Source organism: Micrococcus sp. GbtcB5 (assembly GCF_019091605.1).
In the GTDB taxonomy this organism is placed as follows: domain Bacteria; phylum Actinomycetota; class Actinomycetes; order Actinomycetales; family Micrococcaceae; genus Micrococcus; species Micrococcus luteus.
On the sequence record NZ_JAGXJK010000012.1, the window covers coordinates 64,445 to 83,970 of the forward strand.

Genomic DNA, 19,526 nt, shown 5'->3' on the forward strand with positions numbered 1-19,526 from the left:
GCCATGCGCCTCGGTGTCCTGGACATCGGCTCCAACACCGTCCACCTGCTGCTCGTGGACGCCCACCCGGGGGCCCGCCCCGTCGCCTACGCGGAGCACAAGCGCTCCCTCCCGCTGATCCGCTACCAGGACGCCGACGGGGCGATCACGGAGGAGGGACAGCGGGAGCTCGTGGACTTCGTCCGTGAGGCCGCCGCGTTCGCGGAGGAGCACCGGGCGGAGGACATGATCTCGTTCTGCACCTCGGCGATCCGCGAGTCCGCGAACGGTGCCGCCGTGCTGGCCCGCGTGCAGGCCGAGACCGGTGTGCACCTCTCCGAGCTCACGGGGGACCAGGAGTCGGCCATGACGTACTTCGCCGTGCGCCGCTGGCAGGGCTGGGGCGCCGGCTCCATCCTGAACTTCGACATCGGCGGCGGCTCCTTCGAGATCGCCTACGGCCAGGACGAGCTGCCTTCGCACGCCCTGTCCCTGCCGCTGGGCGCCGGCCGCCTCACCCGCGACTGGGTGCCCGAGGACCCGCCCAGCCCCAAGGCGGTGAAGAAGCTCCGCAAGCACGTGGAGAAGCGACTCGAGGAGGCGTATACGGCCTTCCCGCGCATCGAGTCGCCCGTGGTGGTCACCGCCACCTCGAAGACGTTCCGCTCCCTCGCCCGGATCACCGGGGCGGCGCCGTCGGCGGCGGGGCCCTTCGTGAAGCGGCACCTGCGCGCGGACGACCTGCACCTGTGGGTGAACCGCCTCGCGGCGATGACCATCGCGGAGCGGGCGGAGCTGCCCGGCGTCTCGGACGTGCGCGCGCATCAGGTGTTCGCGGGGGCGATCGTCGCGCTGACTGCCATGCGCACGTTCGGCATCGCCCAGCTCGAGATCTGCCCGTGGGCGCTGCGCGAGGGCCTGATCCTCAACCGCCTCGACGCGCTCATGCTCGAGGGCCACCTCACCCGGGACGGCCGGCCCGGCGTCGGCCACGTGAACCTCAACCCGGACACCCTCCTGCCGGGACTGAGCCTGGGGGTGCGCTGACCATGCCGGACTCCACCGCGCACCTGGCCCCCGCGGCGCGCTTCGGAGCGGACATCCCCGTGACCCTGTCCTCCTCGTCCGTGTTCCCCCTGGGCACCCAGGACGTGTTCGCCACCGCCGAGGACCTCGGCTACGACGGCGTGGAGGTCATGGTCACGCACAACGCGTGGAGCCAGGACGCGCGGCGGCTGACGCGGCTGTCCGAGCGGCACGGGATGCCCATCGACTCCATCCACGCGCCCACTCTGCTGTTCACGCAGCAGGTCTGGGGCTCCGCGTGGTCCAAGATCCGCCGCTCAGTCGAGCTGGCGCAGGCCGTGGGCGCGGCCACCGTGGTCGCCCACCCGCCGTTCCGCTGGCAGGGCACGTACGCGGTGCGCTTCGCCGAGGGCATCCACGAGCTCATGGCGGAGACCGGCGTCGTGATCGCGGTGGAGAACATGTACCCGTGGCGGGCCTACGGCCGCGAGGCCAAGATGTACCTGCCGCACTGGAACCCGCTGCCCGAGCCGTACGAGCACATCTGCTGGGACTTCTCCCACGCGGCCATCGCGCGGGCGGACTCCCTGGCGGCCGTCCGCGAGCTCGGCCCGCGGCTGCGGCACGTCCACCTCACCGACGGCGACGACTCCGGCAAGGACGACCACCTGGTCCCCGGCGAGGGCACGCAGCGCGTGGCCGAGACCCTGCGCCACGTGGCGACCGAGGGCCTGGCCGGCGCGGTGTGCGTGGAGGTGGGCACCCGCGGCGTGGAGTACGCGGGCCAGCGCGAGGAGAAGCTGGCCGCCTCGCTCGCGTTCGCGCGCGAGCATCTGGCCGCCGGCGGGACCGACCACCACCACGACGGCGGCGTTCTGCGCCCGACCACGAAGGAGATGGACCGACCATGAAGCTGACCATCCTGGGCCTGGGCACCATGACCGGCGCGATCCTCGCCGGAGCCCTCGAGGCCGGCGCCGTGCGCGCCGAGGACGTCACCGCGACCACCCGCTCCGCCGCCTCCGCCGAGAAGGCCGCCGCGCAGCACGGCGTCACCGTGACCTCCCAGGAGCGGGACGAACGCGCCAACCATGCCGCGGTCGCTGAGGCGGACATCGTCCTGGTGGGCGTGAAGCCGAAGGACATGGTCGCCACCCTCACGGACCTGGCGCCGTCGCTGCGCCCCGAGACCGTGGTGGTGTCCGTGGCAGCCGGCGTCACCGCCGCGACCATGGCCGCCGTGCTGCCGGCGGGGCAGCCGATCGTGCGGACCATGCCGAACACGCCCCTGACGGTGGGCTCCGGCGTCGTGGGCGTGGCCCCCGGGCCGGGCGTCACCGAGGAGCAGACCACCGCCGTGCGCGCTCTCTTCGAGGGCTCCGGCCTGGTGGTGCCGGTGGCCGAGGAGCAGCTCTCCGCCGTGGTGGCGACCGCCGGCTCCGCCCCGGCCTACGTGTTTCTGCTGGCCGAGCTGATCGCCGCCCACGGTGCGGAGATGGGACTGGACGCCGCCTCCGCCGAGGCCATGGCCGCGGCCACCGTCAAGGGAGCCGGCATCATGCTCCAGCAGGAGGGGGCCAGGGCCGAGGCTCTGCGCAAGGCCGTGATGAGCCCGAACGGGACCACCGAGAAGGCCGTGGAGGCGTTCCTGGACGGCGGCATGGGCGACCTCGTGAACCGTGCCATGGACGCGGCCGCGCAGCGCGACAAGGAGATGGCCGAGGAGTTCGGGGCCTGACGGCGCGGGCATGCCTCAGGGCCGGGCCGCGAACCGGTCGATGAGGTCGGTGTGGCCAGAGACGATGAGGGTGTCGCGCGGGCCCACCCGGGTGTCCGGCTGGGCGTAGGTGAAGTCCTCGCCCGGGGTCTTCACGCCCACCACGGTCACGCCGTACTTGGAGCGCACCTTGGACTCGGCGAGCGTGAAGCCCACGCACTCGGCCGGCGGGTACATCTTCACGATCGCGAAGTCGTCGTCGAACTCGATGAAGTCGAGCATGCGCCCGTTCACGAGGTGGGCGGCGCGCACGCCGGCGTCGTGCTCCGGGAAGATCACGTGGTTCGCCCCGATCCGCTTGAGGATCGTGCCGTGCGCCTCGCTGATCGCCTTCACCCAGATGTGGGGGATCTCCAGGTCCACGAGGTTCACGGTGATCAGCACCGATGCCTCGATGGAGGTGCCCACGCCGACCACCGCCGTCGAGAAGTCCTGCGCACCGAGCTGGCGCAGGGCCTCGGAGTCGGTGGCGTCCGCCTCCACCACGTGGGTCAACGAGGGGGCGTAGCGCTGCACGAGGACGGGGTCCCGCTCGACGGCGAGCACCTCGCGGCCCTGTGCGACGAGCTCCTCGGCCGTGGCGGCGCCGAAGCGGCCCAGCCCCACGAGGAGCACGGGGGCGTTGGGATCGGTGCGCTGCGGGGTGTCAGCCAATGACCGGCCTCTCGACGGGGTAGCGGTAGAGCACGCGCCGCTGGCGCAGGGCCAGGGCGGCGGCGAACGTGATCGTACCAACGCGGCCCGCGAACATCATGGCCGTCAGGACGTACTTGCCGGCCGGTGGGCTCTCCGCGGAGACGCCCACGGAGAGCCCGCACGTGCCGAACGCGGAGATCACCTCGAACAGGGGCCGCTGGAGGGACTCGTCGGTGATGTGCACCAGCGCCAGAGTGGCCACGAGCACGAGGGTGGCCCCGAGTGCGAGCACCGCGATGGCCACGCGCAGGGACTCGGGGGCGATCGTGCGGCCGTGCGCCGTCACCTCGCGGTCGCCGCGCGCCTCCGCCACGATCGCGAGGAACATGATCGCCAGCGTGGTCACCTTGATGCCGCCCGCGGTGGAGGCGGACCCACCGCCCACGAACATCAGCGCGTCCATGAGCAGCAGGGACTCGGGCCGGTGCGCGTTCGTGTCGTCGATCGCGAAGCCGCCGGAGCGGGTCATCACGGAACCGAAGAGCGATTGCCCGACCCGCTGCCAGAAGCCCATCCCGGCCTGGGTCGCCGGGTTGCCCGCCTCGAAGAAGAAGAGGGCGACGGCGCCGAGCACCAGCAGCGCCAGCGTCACCTCGACCGTGAGCTTGGTGTGCAGGTTCCACTGCCGGAACCGCCACCCCTTCTCCAGCAGCACCATGACCACGGGGAAGCCGAGCGCACCGAAGAACACGCCGACGCCGAGCACCGTGATGATCACCGGGTCGTGCATGATCTCCGGCAGGCCGTCCACGTGCAGGGTGAACCCCGCGTTGTTGAAGGCGCTGACCGAGTAGAAGACCCCGTGCCACAGGCCGGTGAGCCACGAGCCGGAGATGGCCGCGAACCGCGGCACGAGGACGAGCGCCAGCGCGGCCTCGGCGGTCAGCACCGTCACGACGACGACGCGCAGCAGCTGGCCGACCTCGCCGAGACTGCCGGAGGTCATGCCCGCCTGCTGCGTCGCCAGCTTCGACCTCAGGCCCAGATGCCGGGAGACGGCCAGCGTGAGCAGCGAGGCAATCGAGAGGATGCCCAGGCCGCCGATCTGGATGGCCACGAGGATGATCACCTGGCCCGCGGGGGACCAGTGCGCGGCCGTGTTGACGGTGGTCAGACCGGTCACGGAGAAGGCGGAGACCGCGGTGAACATGGCGTCGTGCAGGGGGGTGGCGTGGCCGTCCGCCGCGGCCCACGGCAGGGCGAGGAGCCCGGTGAACACCAGGGCCATGAGGGCGAAGGCGGAGAGGGCGGCGCGGGCCGGGGAGCCGCCCACCACCGAGCTGACGGCGCGGCCCGAGCGCCGCAGCACCGTGCGCAGGTCGGTCGAGGACTCCAGCGTGGAGGCCTGGCCGGGCCGGGGGAGGCCGCCGGGCCGGCGCACCCCGCCGTGGCGGCGGGCGTGCGGAGTCGGACGGGGACCTGCCACGGGGCACCTCCTGCACGGGGGACGGGAAACGGACCGGCTCCCAGTATCGCGCGCGCCGTGGCCCGCGCGTCACGCGGGCGAGACATCCGATGCGATCGTCGCCACCGTGCCGCCCGGAGCCCTAGGCTGGACCGTGATGAGCACCACGTCCACCCCTCCCGCTCCCACCCCCGCTGCTGTGGTGTGGGACTCCAGCCTGCTCCGCTACCGGTTCAGCGCGGAGCACCCGATGGCGCCCCTGCGGCTGGATCTCACGCACCGGCTCGTGGAGGCGTTCGGCCTGCTGGACGCGCCCCACGTGCGGATCGTGGAGCCGCCCGTGGCCACGGACGAGCAGCTCGCCCTCGTCCACGACCCCGAGTATGTCGCCGCCGTGCGCCGGGCCGCGGCGACGTCGTCGGCCGAGGACGGCCGCTTCGGCCTGGGCACCGAGGACTGTCCCGTGTTCCCGGACCTGCACGAGTCCGCCGCCCGGATCGCGGGCGGCTCCCTCGTCGCCGCGGAGGCGATCTGGTCCGGCGAGGTGGACCGCGCCGTGAACTTCGCCGGTGGCATGCACCATGCCGCCCGGTCCTCGGCGTCCGGGTTCTGCATCTACAACGACTGCGCCGTGGCCATCCAGCGCCTGCTGGACCTCGGCGCGGAGCGCGTGGCCTACGTCGACGTGGACGCGCACCACGGCGACGGCACGCAGTCGATCTTCTACGACGACCCCCGCGTGCTCACCATCTCCCTGCACGAGACGGGCATCAGCCTGTTCCCGGGCACGGGCTTCGCCAACGAGATCGGCGGCTCGGCCGCCCAGGGCACGGCGGTGAACGTCGCGCTGCCCCCGCGCACCGGCGACGCCGGCTTCCTGCGCGCCGCCCACGCCGTGGTCCCGCCCCTGCTGGAGGCGTTCGCCCCGGACGTGCTGGTCAGCCAGCACGGCTGCGACGGTCACCGCACGGACCCGCTCGCCGACCTGCGGCTGAGCGTGGACGGCCAGCGCCAGCTCGCGTTCGACGTCGGCGACTGGGCCGACCGGTTCGCGCACGGCCGGTGGCTGGCCACCGGGGGCGGCGGCTACAACCCGCTGCGGGTGGTGCCGCGCGCGTGGGCCCACCTGACCGCCGCCGTCCTGCAGACCCCGATCCCCGTGAGGAGCGAGATCCCCGCCGCCTGGATCGAGCACGTCCGGGCCCTCACCGCGGACGAGCTGACCGGGGACATGTCCGTGCACGAGGGGGACGACGCCGAGCGGATCCCCACCGTGATGGGCGAGGACGCGGACGTGTGGTGGCGCTCGTGGGAGGTGGGCTACGACCCGGCCGACCCGGTGGACCAGTCGATCATGGCCACGCGCCGCGAGGTGTTCCCGCTGCACGGGCTCGACCCCTGGTTCGACTGAGCCGGTCCCCGTCCCGGTTCGACCGGGGCCCGTGCGGCCGGTATTGTGGCCGAGAACGTTTCCAGGCGTTCCACATCCGGTGGAATGCGGGTCGGCGTGTCCGGCGCCCCGGATGCCTGCGGTCCCACGACCGCCGACCCTCGCCCCGATTCAAGGAGTCCCCATGGGATCTGTGATCAAGAAGCGCCGCAAGCGCATGTCGAAGAAGAAGCACCGCAAGCTGCTTCGCAAGACCCGTCACCAGCGTCGCAACAAGAAGTGATGCCCGCGCCCTCCGGGCGCTGACGAGACGAAGCCGCCGTCCCCTTCCGGGGGGACGGCGGCTTCGTCGTGGACGGCGATCCGTAGAGTGGGGCCATGACCGCCGACCTGCCCGCCGCCACCGCCCGTGTCCAGCTGCTCGTGAAGCCCGGCTGTCACCTGTGCGCCGAGGCCGAGGCCACGGTGGCGCAGGTGTGCGACGCGCGGGGCGAGGCCTGGGAGGCCGTCGACGGCGCCGCGCACCCGGCCCTGCTCGAGCGGTTCGCGGACGAGGTGCCCGTGCTGTTCGTCGACGGCGTCCAGCGCGACTTCTGGCGCGTGGACCCGGCCCGCCTGGGCCGGCTCCTGGACGCCCCGCGGGCCTGAGCGGGCTCAGCGGCGCGCGAAGCGCTGCCAGGCCTTCAGCCGCATGTACTCCGTGGCGTCCGGGCGGTAGGCGAGCACGATGCCGGTGACGCCGAGGCCCACCCACACCAGGTCCAGCGGGCTGAACGCCCCCATCACCGCGTTGGAGACCAGCACCAGCACGGACAGGGCCGCCAGCACCGTTCCGACGATGCGCGCGGCGCGCGAGCCGCCGCGGATCGCGAACGCCACCCACAGGTAGACGAGGAACGCGAGCACGCCGAACACGGCCGCCGCCGTGGCGAGGGTCGGGAGCATCCCGTCCATCATGGCGCGCATCTGCTCCGCCTGGTCCGCGGGCAGATCCATCTGCTCGACGGACCGGTCCAGCTCCTGCTGGATCGCGGCCTGGCCTTCCGGCTGGGTGATGGCGAAGGCCGCCAGCAGGGTCGTCGCCAGCAGCAGGAGGCCGCCCGAGACGATCAGCCAGAACGCGGCCGTCAGGGAGCGCGGCCGCGGGGGCAGCTCGACCGGGCCGGGAGACTGCCAGCCGGCCGGGCCGTGGGGGGAGGGGGCCTGGGGCATCCCCGCCTGGCCCGGGGCGCCGTACGGAGTCGCCGGCGGTGCGCCGTAGGGGTTCTGGCCGTACGGGCTCGCACCCGCCGGGTCGGGGGAGCCCGGGGTCGACCCCTGCGGGACGGCGCCGTACGGGTCGGCGCCGTACGGGTTCTGGCTGCCGTGGGGATCGGTGGGCGAGGTGCCGGACATGGGGCCTCCTAGCGACGCCGACGCTCGCGGCGTCTCGGTGCGGACGGGGGTGGCGGCGCGGTCGCGCCGAGCTGTGCCCCACGCTACCGCCGGGGCCACCGGTCCGCCTCTGCCAGACTGGCCCCATGCAGACGCTCGCCACCGTCCACCTGGTCCGCCACGGAGAAGTCCACAACCCCGATCGTGTCCTCTACGGCCGCCTGCCGGAGTTCGGGCTCTCGGAGCTCGGCCACGAGATGGCCCGGGGCGTGGCCGCGTGGTTCGAGGAGCGTGCCGCGCAGACCGGCCGGGCGCCCGCCGTCGTCGCCGCCTCCCCGCTGACCCGCGCGCAGCAGACCGCCGCGCCCATCGCGGCCGCGTTCGACCTGCCGCTGGTCACCGAGCCGGACCTGATCGAGGCGGAGAACGCCTTCGAGGGCATGTCCCAGGTGGCGGCGTCGCTGAAGCGGAACCCGCGGCTGTGGCCCCGGCTGCGCAATCCCCTGCGCCCGTCCTGGGGCGAGCCGTACCGCGCGCAGGCCGCCCGGATGCTGGCCGTCGTCGACCGGCTCCGCGGCGAGGCCGTGGCCGCCGAGGGGCCCGGCGCCGAGTCCGTGCTCGTCTCGCACCAGCTGCCGATCTGGGTGACGCGCCTGGCCGTCGAGGGCCGTCCGCTGTGGCACGACCCGCGCCGGCGTGAGTGCTCGCTGACCTCCGTGACCTCGCTCGTGTACGAGGAAGGGCGCAGGGTGCCGCGCGTCGAGTACCACGAACCGAACCAGGCCCTGCTCAAGGACGCCTCCTCCCTGCCGGGCGCCTGAGGCCCCGACGGCGGCCGGCGTCGACGACGCCGGCCGCGGCCTCCCACGGGGTGGGGGTGTGACGTCCAGGGTTCAGTCAGAATGCGGGGCGGACAGTAGACTCCCCAGGTCCCCGGAATCCAGCGCCGCGCATCCCCTGGAGGGCAGTCACGCCATGCACACCCCGCCCCGTCCGTCCCGCCGCACCCTGCTGACCGGCCTCGCCCTCGCCAGCCTGGCGCCGGCGCTCGCGGCCTGCTCGGGCGGTGACGACTCGCTCGCGCGGCAGGCGGGCGACGCGGACGGCAAGAACTACATCGCCGGCGACGGCTCCGTCCTGGAGATCGCCCCCGCCGAGCGCGGCGCCCCCGTGGAGTTCGCCGCCGAGCTCTTCGACGGCACCCCCGTGACCGGCGCGAGCCTGCGCGGCACCCCCGCCCTGCTGAACTTCTGGTACGCCGCCTGCGCGCCGTGCCGCGTCGAGGCCCCCCACCTCGTCTCCCTGCACGAGCAGTTCGCCCCGCAGGGGGTGCGGTTCCTCGGCGTGAACGTCCGGGACACCGTCACCACCGCGCAGGCCTTCGAGCGCACCTTCGAGATCCCCTACCCGTCCATCGAGGACGCCCGCGGGGACGTGCTCCTGAACATGACCGACTACGTGCCCCCGCAGGCCGTGCCCTCCACCCTCGTCCTGGACGTCGAGGGCCGCGTGGCCGCGCGGGTGCTCGGCGCCGTGGAGGAGTCCACCCTGCGCGCGCTGCTGACCACCGTGGTGGACGAGGCCGCGGCCTGAGTGGCCGCCGTGTCCATGCAGAACAATCCCTTCGCCGATATCGCGCTGGACGGCTCACTGCTGCTCGCGGCCCCGATCGCCCTGCTCGCCGGGCTCATCTCCTTCCTCTCGCCGTGCGTCCTGCCGCTCGTGCCCGGCTGGCTCGGCTACGTCACCGGCCTGGGCGGTGACGTCCTCACCACCCGGCGCCGCGGCCGCCTCGTGCTCGGCGCCGTGCTGTTCGTGCTCGGCTTCGCCGTGGTGTTCGTGGCGATCAGCGTGGTCTTCACGCAGGCCATGGTGTGGCTGCAGCGCGACGGCCAGTGGGTCACCCGCGTGCTCGGCGTGCTCGTGGCGCTCATGGGTCTGGTGTTCATGGGCGGTGGCGGACGTCTCCAGCAGGAGCGCCGCCTCCACCTCAAGCCCGCCGCCGGCCTGGCCGGGGCGCCGCTGCTCGGCATGACCTTCGGCCTCGGGTGGGCCCCGTGCATCGGCCCGACCATGGCGGCCGTGCTCGCCATGTCCACTGCGGGCTCCGGCTCGCTCGGGCGCGGGGCGCTCCTGGCGTTCCTGTACTGCCTGGGCCTCGGCGTGCCGTTCGTGCTCATCGCCGTCGGCATGGAGCGCGGCATGCGGGCGGTCGGGTTCTTCACGCGGCACCGCGTGCTGATCATGCGGCTCGGCGGCGCCCTGCTGGTGCTGCTCGGCCTGCTCATGGTCACCGGCGTGTGGACGCACTGGACCACGCAGCTGCAGTTCTGGTTCGCCAACGAATGGAGGATGCCCCTGTGAGCTCGAAGGCCGACCGCGCCCGCTCGGAGGACGTCGCCCTCCCTCAGCTGGGCCTCACCGGGACCCTGCGCTGGATCTGGACCCAGCTGACCAGCATGAGCACCGCGCTCATGCTGCTGCTCCTGCTCGCCGTCGCCGCCGTGCCCGGCTCCCTCGTGCCCCAGCGCCGTGCCGGCCCCGAGATCGTGGACCAGTGGATCGAGGACAACCCCGTGTGGGGCCCCGTCCTGGACGCCCTGCAGTTCTTCGACGTCTACAACTCCGTCTGGTTCTCGGCCATCTACCTGCTGCTGTTCGTCTCCCTCGTGGGCTGCGTGTGGCCGCGCGCCATCCAGCACGCCAAGGCCCTGCGCCAGCCCCCGGCCCGCACCCCCCGCAACCTGACGCGCCTGCCGGCTTCCGGCGTCGTCGTCCTCGAGGAGGGCGGCCCGAGCCCCGAGGAGGCCGTGGCCAGAGCCCAGGCGTGGCTGCGCAAGCGCCGCTACCGCGTGGAGCACCGCCCCGAGGCCGGCGGCGCGTCCGTGGGCGCCGAGCGCGGATACCTGCGCGAGATCGGCAACATCCTGTTCCACGTCTCGCTGATCGGCGTGCTCGTGTTCATGGCCTACGGCGGCATGACCAAGTACGGCGGGCAGAAGATCATCGTGGAGGGCGAGGGCTTCGCCAACAACCTCGTGGCCTACGACTCCTTCACCCCCGGCACCTACTTCAGCGCGGACGACCTCCAGCCGTTCTCCCTCACCCTCGACTCCTTCGACGCCGTGTTCGACCGCGAGTCTGAGACCCACTACGGCCAGCCGCTGGACTACACCGCCGTCATGGACGTCCGCGAGGGCTCCGGCGGCGAGCTCCAGCGCCAGATTCTCAAGGTCAACCAGCCGCTGGACATCGACGGCGTGCGCGTCTACCTCGTGGGCAACGGCTACGCGCCCGTGGTGACCATCCGCGACGGCGCCGGGGACGTGGCCTTCCAGGGCCCCGTGGTCACCCGCGTGTTCGACCAGAACTACGGCTCGCAGGCCACCATCAAGGTCCCCGACGCGCGGCCGGACCAGCTGGGCTTCGTCGGCTTCTTCCTGCCCTCGGCGGTGGAGGACGAGGAAGGCGCCGCGTTCTCCGCGGACCCCGAGCTGCTCAACCCGGAGCTGCAGCTGAACTCGTACTACGGGGACCTCGGCCTGGACACCGGCCGCCCGCAGAACGTGTACGTGCTGGACACCGCATCCCTCACCGAGCTCAACAGCCGCACCAACGAGAACGGCGGCATCGTGCTCAGCCCGGGCCAGACGTACGAGCTGCCCGAGGGCAAGGGCTCCATCAGCTTCGACGGCGTCCGCCGCTACGTCGGCCTGGACATCCACTACGACCCGGGCAAGTGGGGCGTCGGCGTGTTCGCCGGCACCGCCCTGCTCGGCCTGGCGATCAGTCTGTTCGTCCGCCGCCGCCGCGTGTGGGTGCGCGCCCGCACCGACGACGACGGCCGCACCCGCGTGGAGTACGCGCTGCTCGCCCGCGGCGAGGAGTTCGGCCTCCACGAGGAGCACGTGGCCCTGCGCGCCGCCATGGAGCGCTGGTGGCCCGTCGCCGCCCCCGAGTCCGAGGAGGAGGCCGTCGCATCGGCCGCCGCCGTCGGCCACACTGGAACCACCCCCGAGACCCTCGCCGGTCCCCGCACCCCCCGATCAGGAGACTGACAGTGTTCAACCCCACGGCCCCCGTGAACGAGCAGCTGGCGCTGTACAGCGACCTCTTCATGCTCATCGCCGCGCTCGTGTACGCGGCGGCGTTCATCCTGTTCACCATCGACATGGCCACCGCCTCGGTCACCATCCACCGCCTCGAGGCCGACCTCGCGGCCCAGCGCGGGCAGGTGCGCACCGCTCCGGCCCGCGAGACCGTGGGGGTCGCCGTCGGCGGGTCCACGGCGGTCGGCGCGAGCGACTCCGACACGGCCCGGCCGGCCGCCGCCGAGCCCGGCGTCGACGCGGACGACGACCTCGTGGACGAGGACATGGACTACACGGGCGGCGGCCGCCGCCCGGTCGCCAACGTGGCCGTGGCCGTGCTGGCCGTCGGCTGGGCGCTGCACGCGTTCGCCGTCGTCGCCCGCGGCCTCGCCGCCTACCGCGTGCCGTGGGGCAACCTGTACGAGTTCATGACCACGGGCGCGCTCGTGATCACGACCGTCTACCTGCTGTTCCTCTTGCGCAAGGATCTGCGCTTCGTGGGCACGTTCGTCACCGGCATCGTCGTGGCGATGATGTGCGCGGCCACCATGGGCTTCCCGACGCCGGTGGGCCACCTCCAGCCGCCGCTGCAGACGCCGTGGCTCGTCATCCACGTGTCCATCGCCGTGCTGGCCAGCTCGCTGTTCGCGCTGACCGCCGCGATGTCCGTGCTGCAGCTGCTGCAGGACCGCGCGGAGAAGCGCGCTGCGGCGGGCGAGCGCTCGTGGGCGTTCCTGCGCCTCGTGCCGGCCGCGCAGGGGCTGGAGAACTGGTCCTACCGCCTCAACGCCGTCGGCTTCGTCATGTGGACCTTCACGCTGATCGCCGGTGCGATCTGGGCCGAGGCCGCGTGGGGCCGCTACTGGAACTGGGACACCAAGGAGGTCTGGACCTTCGTGATCTGGGTGGTGTACGCGGCGTACCTGCACGCCCGCGCCACCCGCGGCTGGACCGGTGCCCGCGCCGCGTGGCTGAGCATCGTGGGCTTCCTGTGCATCGTGTTCAACTACACGATCGTCAACACGTATTTCCCGGGCCTGCACTCGTACGCGGGTCTGCCCGGCTGAGTCCGGCGGGGCACCTCAGGCGCGCGGGCCGTCGCCGTCCGGGTCGGCGTCGTCGTCGCCCTGCTCCCGACGACGGCGCAGCTCCTCCTCGCGGGCGCGCAGCTCGGCCTCGCGGCGGTCCAGGTCCTGCTCGCGGGCGTCCTGGCGGCGCTGCACGCGCAGGCTGCGCAGGAAGGCCTCGTCGTCGTCCGGGGCCCCGGTGGGCCGGGGCGCGGGGCGGCTGCCCGCGCCGGCCGGGCGGGCGCGGCCGAGCAGCAGCCACAGCAGCGGCCCCACGAGCGGCACGAGCACGATGACCGCCACCCACGCCGCCTTCGGCAGGCTGCGCGCCTCTCGGGCGGGGGTCAGCAGCGCCTCGAACAGCGCGTAGAGGGTCAGGCCCGCGAGGATGATCGCGGCGGGGATGATGAAGCGGCCCATCCCGCCAGTCTAGGCGCGGGCTGTGGGGTCGGCGGACGGGCCGTCCGTCCTCGTAGGATGGACCGGTGCGCATCTTCTTCTACGGTCTGGTCCGCGTGGTCGTCTTCGTCGCCCTGTGGGCGCTGTTCTACTACGTGATGGACCTCGGGATGATCTTCGGGGTGATCGCGGCCACGATCCTGACGTTCGCGGTCAGCTACCTCTTCCTCGGTCGCCTGCGCACGGGGGCCACCGAGGACCTGTCCGCCGCGTGGGAGGGCCGCCCGGGCCGCCGGGGCCGCACCGAGACCGCCGACGCGGACGCCGAGGACGCCTACACCGAGGGCCGGTTCCGCGAGTGAGCCCCGCGGGGCGACGGGGCGGATGCCGCCGCCGCCGACGCCGCCGTCATCCCGTGCGGCTCAGAGCAGCGCGCCGAGGGTGAACGTGATCGCGTAGACGATCCCGATCACGCCGGTCGCGCGCAGCACCGGGATCAGCGCCCGGCGGTCGTCGGCGCGCAGCACCGTGCGGATCGGCCGGATCGCGAGCAGGCCGCCGATCGGCACGAGCAGCAGCCCCGGGTGCGCCGCCACCCAGAACAGCGGCAGCAGCAGGGCGACGGCCAGCATGACGCCGTAGGACGCCCGCGCGGGTCCGTCGCCCAGGCGGGCGGCCAGCGTCATCTTCCCGACCTCGCGGTCCGTGGGGATGTCCCGGATGTTGTTGACCATGAGCAGGGCTGTGGAGATCAGCCCGCAGCCGATCGCGCCGGCCCAGGCCAGGCCGCTGACGGCGTCGGCCTGGGTGTACGTGGTGCCGAGGACGGCCACCAGCCCGAAGAACACGAACACGAACACCTCACCGAGGCCGAGGTACCCGTACGGCCGCTTCCCGCCGGTGTAGAACCACGCGGCCAGCACGCAGGCGACGCCGACCAGCAGGAACCACCAGTGCCCCGAGAGCAGGATGAGCCCCAGGCCGGCCAGCCCGGCGAGGCCGAAGGACGCGAAGGCCGCCTGCTTCACCTGGGCCGCGGGCACGAGCCCGGAGACGGTGAGCCGGAAGGGGCCGACGCGCTCGTCGTCGGTGCCGCGGATGCCGTCCGAGTAGTCGTTGGCGTAGTTCACGCCGATCTGCAGCGCGAGCGACACCACGAGGGCCAGCAGCGCCGCGCCGAGGTGGAAGGAGCCGAGCTCCGCGGCGGCGGCCGAGCCGACGATCACGGGGGCGATCGCCATGGGCAGCGTGCGCAGGCGCGCGGCGGCGACCCAGTGGGAGAGCGTGGCGGCCATGGGCGGGGGTTCCTCCTGGGGAGCGGGGTGGGGATCGGCGCGCGGCGGGCCGGGTCGACGGCGGCGCGCGGCCGGGGCCCGACGTCGGCCGGGCCCGGGTCATTCTCCCACGCGGGCGGGGCGTCGCTCAGCTGGCGGTGAACCGGGCGGCCAGGGCCTGCCGGTCCGTCTTGCCGGTCGAGAGCAGGGGCAGGGCGTCGAGGACGAGCCACGTCTTGGGCACCGCGGCCGCACCCAGCGCCGCGCGCACGTGGGCGCGCAGGACGGCCTCGTCGGGGGCCGCGGCCGGGTGGGCGGGCACGACGGCGGCGCACAGCCGGGCGCCCCACTCGGGATCCGGCACGCCGGCCACGTGGGCCGCCGCGACGCCCGGGTGCGCCTCGAGCACCGCGGTCACCGCCGCCGCGGACACCTTCACCCCGCCCGTGATGACGACGTCGTCCAGGCGACCGGTCACGGCCAGCCGCACGCCGCCGTCGTCCGTGGAGGAGAGCACGCCCGTGTCCTCGGTCAGGAAGGCGCGGGCGCCGTCCGCGGCGGTGACGAAGTGGGCGGCGGTGCGGGCGGGGTCGTCGAGGTAGCCGGCCGCCACCATGGGCCCGGCCAGGCGCACGCGCGGCGTGGCGTCGGGGTCGTCCGGGGCCACCGCGACGGCGACGCCGGGCAGCGGCACGCCGTCGTAGACGCAGCCGCCGCACGTCTCGGCCATGCCGTAGGTGGCGGTGAGGCGCACCCCCGCCGCCTCGGCCGCGGCCCGCAGCGCGGGATCGAGCCGGGCGCCGCCCACGAGCACGCGGTCGAAGGAGCGCAGTGCCGCCCGCCCGGCCGGGTCGGCGTCGGCCGCGAGGAGGCGGGCGAGCTGAGTGGGGACGAGCGAGACGAGCCGGGGGCCGGCGTCGTCGGGCAGGGCGGCCGCCCCGGTGGCGAACGCCGCGGGCGTGAACGGGCCCGGGGGCAGGGCCACGGGTGCGGTCCCGGCCGCGATCGAGCGGGAGAGCACGGCGAGCCCGGCAACGTAGTGCACGCCGAGGGCCAGCAGCCACGCCCCCTCGCCCCCGAGCCACCGGGCCGTGGCCGCGGCCGAGGCGCGCAGGGCCGCGCCGGTCAGGACGATCTGCTTCGGCGCGCCCGTGGACCCGGAGGTGCGCACCACGGCGACGGCGTCCGGGTCGCCGCAGCGGCGCGGGTCGCGGGCCTCAGGCCGGGGGAGCGCGGCGCCGGCCTCGGTCAGCTCGACGGGGGCGCCGCCGTCGAAGGCCGCGGCGAGGGCGTCCGTGGCGCGGACGAGGGCATCGGCGGTGGCGGGCATGGCCCCGAGTGTAGGAGGCCCGACGGTCGGACGGACCCGCCCGGCGGACCGGATCCGCCCGGCCGGTCAGAGCATGAACGGCACGGTGGCGATCTTGACCACCATGATCAGCGCGAACAGCTGGGCGTACCCCTCGGTCACGCGGGCGTCGGTGGACCGGGAGAGCGCGTAGTCCAGGATCGCCGGCTGGCCCGTGATGCCCGCCAGCGCCCCGTAGGTGCGATCCACGGACTGCCCCAGCAGCCGTGCCGCGGCGATGAGCAGGGCCGCGGTCAGCGCGGTGAGCACGGCGGACATCAGGATGGCCAGCCCGCCGACCCGGGTGAACACCGTCTCGATGAACGCCGGGCCGGCGGCCAGGCCCACCACGCCCAGGAAGAGCATGAGACCGAACTGCCGCAGCGTCAGCGCGATCTCCGTGGACGGCTCCCACACCGTGGGTCCCGTTCGGCCGATCGCACCGAGGGCGAGGCCGACGAGGATGCACCCGGCCGCCGGGCCGAGGGAGAAGGAGGCCCCGCCCGGAAGCGGGATCGTCACCATGCCCAGCAGGTAGCCCAGCGCCATGCCCGTGCCCAGGGAGATCCAGTCCAGGTTCGAGAGCCCCCGGGTCGAGTTGCCGAAGAAGTCGCGCACCGCCTCCATCCGCGGCGCGGTGGTCACGATGAGCACCCGGTCGCCGACCTTGAGCTCGGTCTGCGGGGTGGCCAGGGACTCGACGTCGTCGCGCCGCAGCCGGGCGACGTCGGTGCCGAAGCGCTCGCGCAGGGACAGCGTGCCCAGGCGGCGGTCGGCCAGGGCGCGGGCCGTGACGATGACCATGGAGGTCTGCAGCGGGTTCATCACCTGCGCCGGGTCGGCGCCGGTGCGGCGGCCGAAGGCCTGCACGGCCTCGTCGATGTTCTTCTCCGTGCCGTCCAGGACGACCTCGTCCCCGGGTTCGATCCGGTCGGCGGAGCCTGCGATCCGGGCCACGCCGCCGCGGCGCAGCGCCACGACGCGCACCAGCCCCTCGGAGATCCCGGGGATCTCCCGCACGGCGAGGGCGGAGGTGGCGGCCGCGGCGGTGAAGCGCAGCTTGCCGTCGGTCACCGGCGCCGGATCGCGCGGGGAACTGCTCCACGGGCGGGCGGCGAGCAGGGTGATCGCGATGATGGTGCCGACCACGCCCACCAGGTAGGACAGCCCATAGCCCACGGCCGGGGCCTGCCCGCCGGTGAGCTGGTTCGCCAGCGCCATCGCCGGCGTCGCGGTGAGCGAACCCGTCCACACGCCGATCGCCGTCGGCAGGTCCAGGTTGAGCAGCGCGGCCAGCGGGTGCACCGTGAAGGTGGTGAGGATCACCACGACGACGGCGGCCAGCATCAGGGGCAGGTTGCGGCGCAGGTCCCGGAAGAACACCTTGCCGGCGCCGAGCCCGATCAGGTAGGCGAACAGGGCCAGGCCGAAGCTCTGGAACAGGGCCAGCCGGTCGCCGACGTCGGGCAGCACCGCCCCGACGAGCAGGCCCACGAACAGGGCTCCCGAGGCGCCGAGGCGGATCTTGCCCAGGGGGATGGTGCCGACGGCGGCGCCCAGGGCGACGGTGGCCATGAGGACGAGGATGGGCTGGTCGTTGAGCAGTGCGAGCATGGGCGGGTCTCCGTCCTGCCGTGGTGGTCGGTCAGAAGTGGTACGGGAAAGCGGACCAGTCCGGGTCGCGCTTCTGCAGGAACGCGTCCCGGCCCTCCACGGCCTCGTCCGTCATGTAGGCCATGCGCGTGGCCTCGCCGGCGAAGACCTGCTGGCCGGCCATGCCGTCGTCGGGAAGGTTGAACGCGAACTTGAGCATGCGCAGGGCCTGCGGGGACTGACGGTTGATGTCCGCGGCGTACTCGAGGGCGACCTCCTCGAGGCGCTCGTGGTCCACGGCCTCGTTCACCGCGCCCATGGCCACCATCTCCTCGGCCGAGTACTCGCGCGCGGTGAAGAAGATCTCCCGGGCGCGCTTCTGGCCCACCTGCCGAGCGAGCAGGGCCGAGCCGTAGCCGGCGTCGAAGGAGCCCACGGTGGCGTCCGTCTGCTTGAACTTCCCGTGCTCGCGGGAGGCCAGGGTCAGGTCCGCGACCACGTGCAGCGAGTGGCCGCCGCCGGCCGCCCAGCCGTTCACGACGGCGATGATCGCCTTGGGGGAGGTGCGCATCAGGCGCTGGACCTCGAGGATGTGGAGGCGTCCGGCGCGGGCCGGGTCGATGGTCTCGGCCGTCTCCCCCTCGGCGTAGCGGTAGCCGTCGCGGCCGCGGATGCGCTGGTCCCCGCCGGAGCAGAACGCGTGGCCGCCGTCCTTGGGGGAGGGGCCGTTGCCCGTGAGCAGCACCGTGCCCACGTCCGGGGTCATGCGGGCGTAGTCGAGGGCGCGGTAGAGCTCGTCCACGGTGCCGGGGCGGAACGCGTTGCGGACCTCGGGGCGGTCGAAGGCGATGCGCACCGTGGGCAGGTCGCGCACCCAGCGGCCGTCGGCGTCGCGCTCCACCTGGCGGTGGTAGGTCAGGTCCTCGAAGTCGAAGCCCTCGACCACGCGCCAGCGCGTGGGGTCGAAGATGTCGGAGACCTGCTCGGGCAGGCGGTCGCGGTCGGGGCGGGCGGCGTCGGGCTGCGGGGTGCTCATGGGGCCCGAGTCTAGGCCCGCCGGGCGAGCCGGGGGTGAGCCGCCCACAGTCGGCGGAGCCGCCGGCCCGCACCGCACGACGCCGGCCCTCCCGCCGCCGTGCGACCCACGGTCACTCCCGCGGATCACCTCTCCGGCCAGTCCTCCGGCCCCGAGGACCCGGCGGCGTACTCGTCGAGGGGCACCCGCCCCGCGTCCCACGCCTCGATCACGGGGGCCAGGATGCGCCAGCACTCCTCCGCGGCGTCGCCTCGGACCGAGAGCATCCGATCCCCGGTGAGCACGCCGCGCATCACCTCGCCGTACGCGTCCACGTCCTCCTCGGCCAGGTCCGCCGCGAGCACGCTGCGCTCCGCGACGAACGGGGTGTCCGGCCCGTCCACGGCCAGCTCCACCCGCAGGGCCCGCGGGTCCAGTCCCACCACGATCCGCTCCCGCCCCGCGGCCGCCTCCAGCCCCGCGGGCACCCCCTCGGGCGGCCGCAGCGAGAGCACGACCTCCCAACGGCGCGGCTCCAGCGCCTTGCCGGACCGCAGCCGGAACGGCACGCCCGCCCACCGGCCGGTCCGGACCTCCAGCTCCACCTCGGCGAGCGTCTCGGTCCCGTTCTCCGGGTCCACGCCCTCCTCGGCGACATAGTCGGGCACGTCCTGGCCTTCCACCGTCCCCGCGGTGTACCGGGCCCGGCGCGAGGAGGCGACCGCGTCGTCGTCGCGCACGCGCGTGGCCCGCAGCACCTCGACGACGGCGTCCTGCAGCGCGTCCGGGGTGAGACGCCGCGGGGGCTCCAGAGCCACCATGGCCAGCACCTGCAGCAGGTGGGACTGGAGCATGTCCTCGAGAGCCCCGGTGCCGTCGTAGAACCCGGCGCGCCCCTCCAGGGCCAGGGACTCGTCCGCCACGATGTCCACGTGCTCGACGTCGGCCGCGCTCCACACGCGCTCCAGCACGCGGTTGGCGGTGCGCAGGGTGAGCAGGCCCGAGACCATCGACTCTCTGAGGAAGTGGTCCACGCGGAACACGTCCTCCTCCCCGGCGATCCGTCCCAGCAGCGCATTGAGCTCGCGCGCC

At 73.8% G+C, this 19,526-nt stretch carries 21 protein-coding genes; 12 read left to right on the forward strand and 9 right to left on the reverse strand.

Annotated features, from left to right (window positions below; genetic code table 11):
• The first annotated feature begins 3 nt into the window (after positions 1-3).
• Genes KVS67_RS06165 through proC form a run of 3 tightly spaced genes read left to right on the forward strand, consistent with a single transcriptional unit; the run spans position 4 to position 2,743 of the window.
• Positions 4-1,026: an exopolyphosphatase gene (locus KVS67_RS06165; RefSeq protein WP_069941751.1), complete on the forward strand. Its 1,023-nt coding sequence runs from the start codon at positions 4-6 to the stop codon at positions 1,024-1,026.
• Positions 1,027-1,028: 2 nt separating this feature from the next.
• Complete coding sequence (locus KVS67_RS06170; protein WP_217565119.1) at positions 1,029-1,916, forward strand: sugar phosphate isomerase/epimerase; 888 nt, start codon at positions 1,029-1,031, stop codon at positions 1,914-1,916.
• Complete coding sequence (gene proC, locus KVS67_RS06175; protein WP_036317279.1) at positions 1,913-2,743, forward strand: pyrroline-5-carboxylate reductase; 831 nt, start codon at positions 1,913-1,915, stop codon at positions 2,741-2,743. Before KVS67_RS06170 ends, proC begins: the two co-directional genes overlap by 4 nt.
• Positions 2,744-2,758: 15 nt before the next feature.
• On the opposite strand, the gene KVS67_RS06180 is transcribed toward proC, so the two are convergent.
• Both KVS67_RS06180 and KVS67_RS06185 read right to left on the reverse strand, forming a co-directional pair.
• On the reverse strand, positions 2,759-3,436 hold the full coding sequence (locus KVS67_RS06180; protein WP_152743364.1) for a TrkA family potassium uptake protein: 678 nt from the start codon (positions 3,434-3,436) through the stop codon (positions 2,759-2,761).
• A complete protein-coding gene (locus KVS67_RS06185) occupies positions 3,429-4,904 on the reverse strand; it encodes a potassium transporter TrkG (RefSeq protein ID WP_217565120.1) in 1,476 nt (491 codons plus the stop codon). Before KVS67_RS06185 ends, KVS67_RS06180 begins: the two co-directional genes overlap by 8 nt.
• 136 nt (positions 4,905-5,040) lie before the next feature.
• Here KVS67_RS06185 and KVS67_RS06190 point away from each other — a divergent pair, with 136 nt between their 5' ends.
• The 3 genes from KVS67_RS06190 to KVS67_RS06200 all read left to right on the forward strand — a co-directional run bounded on the left by KVS67_RS06190 (position 5,041) and on the right by KVS67_RS06200 (position 6,921).
• Positions 5,041-6,294: an acetoin utilization protein AcuC gene (locus KVS67_RS06190; RefSeq protein WP_101967393.1), complete on the forward strand. Its 1,254-nt coding sequence runs from the start codon at positions 5,041-5,043 to the stop codon at positions 6,292-6,294.
• 163 nt (positions 6,295-6,457) lie between these two features.
• Complete coding sequence (locus tag KVS67_RS06195) at positions 6,458-6,556, forward strand: AURKAIP1/COX24 domain-containing protein (RefSeq protein ID WP_005504750.1); 99 nt, start codon at positions 6,458-6,460, stop codon at positions 6,554-6,556.
• A 95-nt stretch (positions 6,557-6,651) separates the two neighbouring features.
• Complete coding sequence (locus KVS67_RS06200) at positions 6,652-6,921, forward strand: glutaredoxin family protein (protein ID WP_122054565.1); 270 nt, start codon at positions 6,652-6,654, stop codon at positions 6,919-6,921.
• Between the two features lie 6 nt (positions 6,922-6,927).
• Here KVS67_RS06200 and KVS67_RS06205 read toward each other — a convergent pair whose 3' ends face one another.
• Positions 6,928-7,668: a hypothetical protein gene (locus KVS67_RS06205; protein ID WP_217565121.1), complete on the reverse strand. Its 741-nt coding sequence runs from the start codon at positions 7,666-7,668 to the stop codon at positions 6,928-6,930.
• A gap of 125 nt (positions 7,669-7,793) precedes the next feature.
• Here KVS67_RS06205 and KVS67_RS06210 point away from each other — a divergent pair, with 125 nt between their 5' ends.
• From KVS67_RS06210 to ccsB, 5 genes are all read left to right on the forward strand, one after another.
• Positions 7,794-8,468 carry a histidine phosphatase family protein gene (locus KVS67_RS06210; protein WP_036317266.1) on the forward strand — a complete coding sequence of 225 codons (675 nt, stop codon included), beginning with the start codon at positions 7,794-7,796 and terminating at the stop codon, positions 8,466-8,468.
• Between the two features lie 154 nt (positions 8,469-8,622).
• The gene (locus KVS67_RS06215; RefSeq protein WP_217565122.1) at positions 8,623-9,240 is read left to right on the forward strand and encodes a TlpA disulfide reductase family protein; all 618 of its coding nucleotides are present in this window, start codon (positions 8,623-8,625) and stop codon (positions 9,238-9,240) included.
• Between the two features lie 15 nt (positions 9,241-9,255).
• Entirely contained in the window at positions 9,256-10,011 is a 756-nt protein-coding gene (locus KVS67_RS06220) for a cytochrome c biogenesis CcdA family protein (protein WP_041104065.1), read from the forward strand.
• Complete coding sequence (locus KVS67_RS06225; RefSeq protein ID WP_217565123.1) at positions 10,008-11,705, forward strand: cytochrome c biogenesis protein ResB; 1,698 nt, start codon at positions 10,008-10,010, stop codon at positions 11,703-11,705. Before KVS67_RS06220 ends, KVS67_RS06225 begins: the two co-directional genes overlap by 4 nt.
• A gap of 2 nt (positions 11,706-11,707) precedes the next feature.
• Positions 11,708-12,805 (forward strand): c-type cytochrome biogenesis protein CcsB, encoded by a 1,098-nt coding sequence (gene ccsB, locus KVS67_RS06230; RefSeq protein ID WP_217565124.1) that lies wholly within the window; start codon positions 11,708-11,710, stop codon positions 12,803-12,805.
• A gap of 15 nt (positions 12,806-12,820) precedes the next feature.
• Here the strand turns inward: ccsB and KVS67_RS06235 are convergent, their stop codons facing one another.
• Entirely contained in the window at positions 12,821-13,225 is a 405-nt protein-coding gene (locus tag KVS67_RS06235; RefSeq protein WP_217565125.1) for a PLDc N-terminal domain-containing protein, read from the reverse strand.
• Between the two features lie 65 nt (positions 13,226-13,290).
• On the opposite strand from KVS67_RS06235, the gene KVS67_RS06240 reads away from it, so the two are divergent.
• Positions 13,291-13,566 (forward strand): DUF4229 domain-containing protein, encoded by a 276-nt coding sequence (locus tag KVS67_RS06240; RefSeq protein WP_010080315.1) that lies wholly within the window; start codon positions 13,291-13,293, stop codon positions 13,564-13,566.
• Positions 13,567-13,626: 60 nt separating this feature from the next.
• On the opposite strand, the gene KVS67_RS06245 is transcribed toward KVS67_RS06240, so the two are convergent.
• From KVS67_RS06245 to KVS67_RS06265, 5 genes are all read right to left on the reverse strand, one after another.
• On the reverse strand, positions 13,627-14,499 hold the full coding sequence (locus KVS67_RS06245; RefSeq protein ID WP_217565126.1) for a 1,4-dihydroxy-2-naphthoate polyprenyltransferase: 873 nt from the start codon (positions 14,497-14,499) through the stop codon (positions 13,627-13,629).
• A gap of 127 nt (positions 14,500-14,626) precedes the next feature.
• A complete protein-coding gene (locus KVS67_RS06250) occupies positions 14,627-15,808 on the reverse strand; it encodes an AMP-binding protein (RefSeq protein ID WP_217565127.1) in 1,182 nt (393 codons plus the stop codon).
• 66 nt (positions 15,809-15,874) lie between these two features.
• The gene (locus tag KVS67_RS06255) at positions 15,875-17,440 is read right to left on the reverse strand and encodes an aspartate:alanine exchanger family transporter (protein ID WP_217565128.1); all 1,566 of its coding nucleotides are present in this window, start codon (positions 17,438-17,440) and stop codon (positions 15,875-15,877) included.
• Positions 17,441-17,471: 31 nt separating this feature from the next.
• Positions 17,472-18,455: a 1,4-dihydroxy-2-naphthoyl-CoA synthase gene (locus KVS67_RS06260; protein WP_145032837.1), complete on the reverse strand. Its 984-nt coding sequence runs from the start codon at positions 18,453-18,455 to the stop codon at positions 17,472-17,474.
• A 125-nt stretch (positions 18,456-18,580) separates the two neighbouring features.
• On the reverse strand, positions 18,581-19,526 hold a 946-nt coding region (locus KVS67_RS06265), incomplete at its 5' end, for a glucose-6-phosphate dehydrogenase (protein ID WP_217565129.1).

Coding starts and splice junctions, on each gene's coding strand:
- KVS67_RS06210 (WP_036317266.1), top strand. CDS start 7,794: ATGCAGACGCTCGCCACCGTCCACCTGGTCCGCCACGGAGAAGTCCAC.
- KVS67_RS06200 (WP_122054565.1), top strand. CDS start 6,652: ATGACCGCCGACCTGCCCGCCGCCACCGCCCGTGTCCAGCTGCTCGTG.
- KVS67_RS06220 (WP_041104065.1), top strand. CDS start 9,256: ATGCAGAACAATCCCTTCGCCGATATCGCGCTGGACGGCTCACTGCTG.
- proC (WP_036317279.1), top strand. CDS start 1,913: ATGAAGCTGACCATCCTGGGCCTGGGCACCATGACCGGCGCGATCCTC.
- KVS67_RS06255 (WP_217565128.1), bottom strand. CDS start 17,440: ATGCTCGCACTGCTCAACGACCAGCCCATCCTCGTCCTCATGGCCACC.
- KVS67_RS06205 (WP_217565121.1), bottom strand. CDS start 7,668: ATGTCCGGCACCTCGCCCACCGATCCCCACGGCAGCCAGAACCCGTAC.
- KVS67_RS06195 (WP_005504750.1), top strand. CDS start 6,458: ATGGGATCTGTGATCAAGAAGCGCCGCAAGCGCATGTCGAAGAAGAAG.
- KVS67_RS06215 (WP_217565122.1), top strand. CDS start 8,623: ATGCACACCCCGCCCCGTCCGTCCCGCCGCACCCTGCTGACCGGCCTC.
- KVS67_RS06170 (WP_217565119.1), top strand. CDS start 1,029: ATGCCGGACTCCACCGCGCACCTGGCCCCCGCGGCGCGCTTCGGAGCG.
- KVS67_RS06250 (WP_217565127.1), bottom strand. CDS start 15,808: ATGCCCGCCACCGCCGATGCCCTCGTCCGCGCCACGGACGCCCTCGCC.
- KVS67_RS06245 (WP_217565126.1), bottom strand. CDS start 14,499: ATGGCCGCCACGCTCTCCCACTGGGTCGCCGCCGCGCGCCTGCGCACG.
- KVS67_RS06165 (WP_069941751.1), top strand. CDS start 4: ATGCGCCTCGGTGTCCTGGACATCGGCTCCAACACCGTCCACCTGCTG.
- KVS67_RS06260 (WP_145032837.1), bottom strand. CDS start 18,455: ATGAGCACCCCGCAGCCCGACGCCGCCCGCCCCGACCGCGACCGCCTG.
- KVS67_RS06235 (WP_217565125.1), bottom strand. CDS start 13,225: ATGGGCCGCTTCATCATCCCCGCCGCGATCATCCTCGCGGGCCTGACC.
- KVS67_RS06190 (WP_101967393.1), top strand. CDS start 5,041: ATGAGCACCACGTCCACCCCTCCCGCTCCCACCCCCGCTGCTGTGGTG.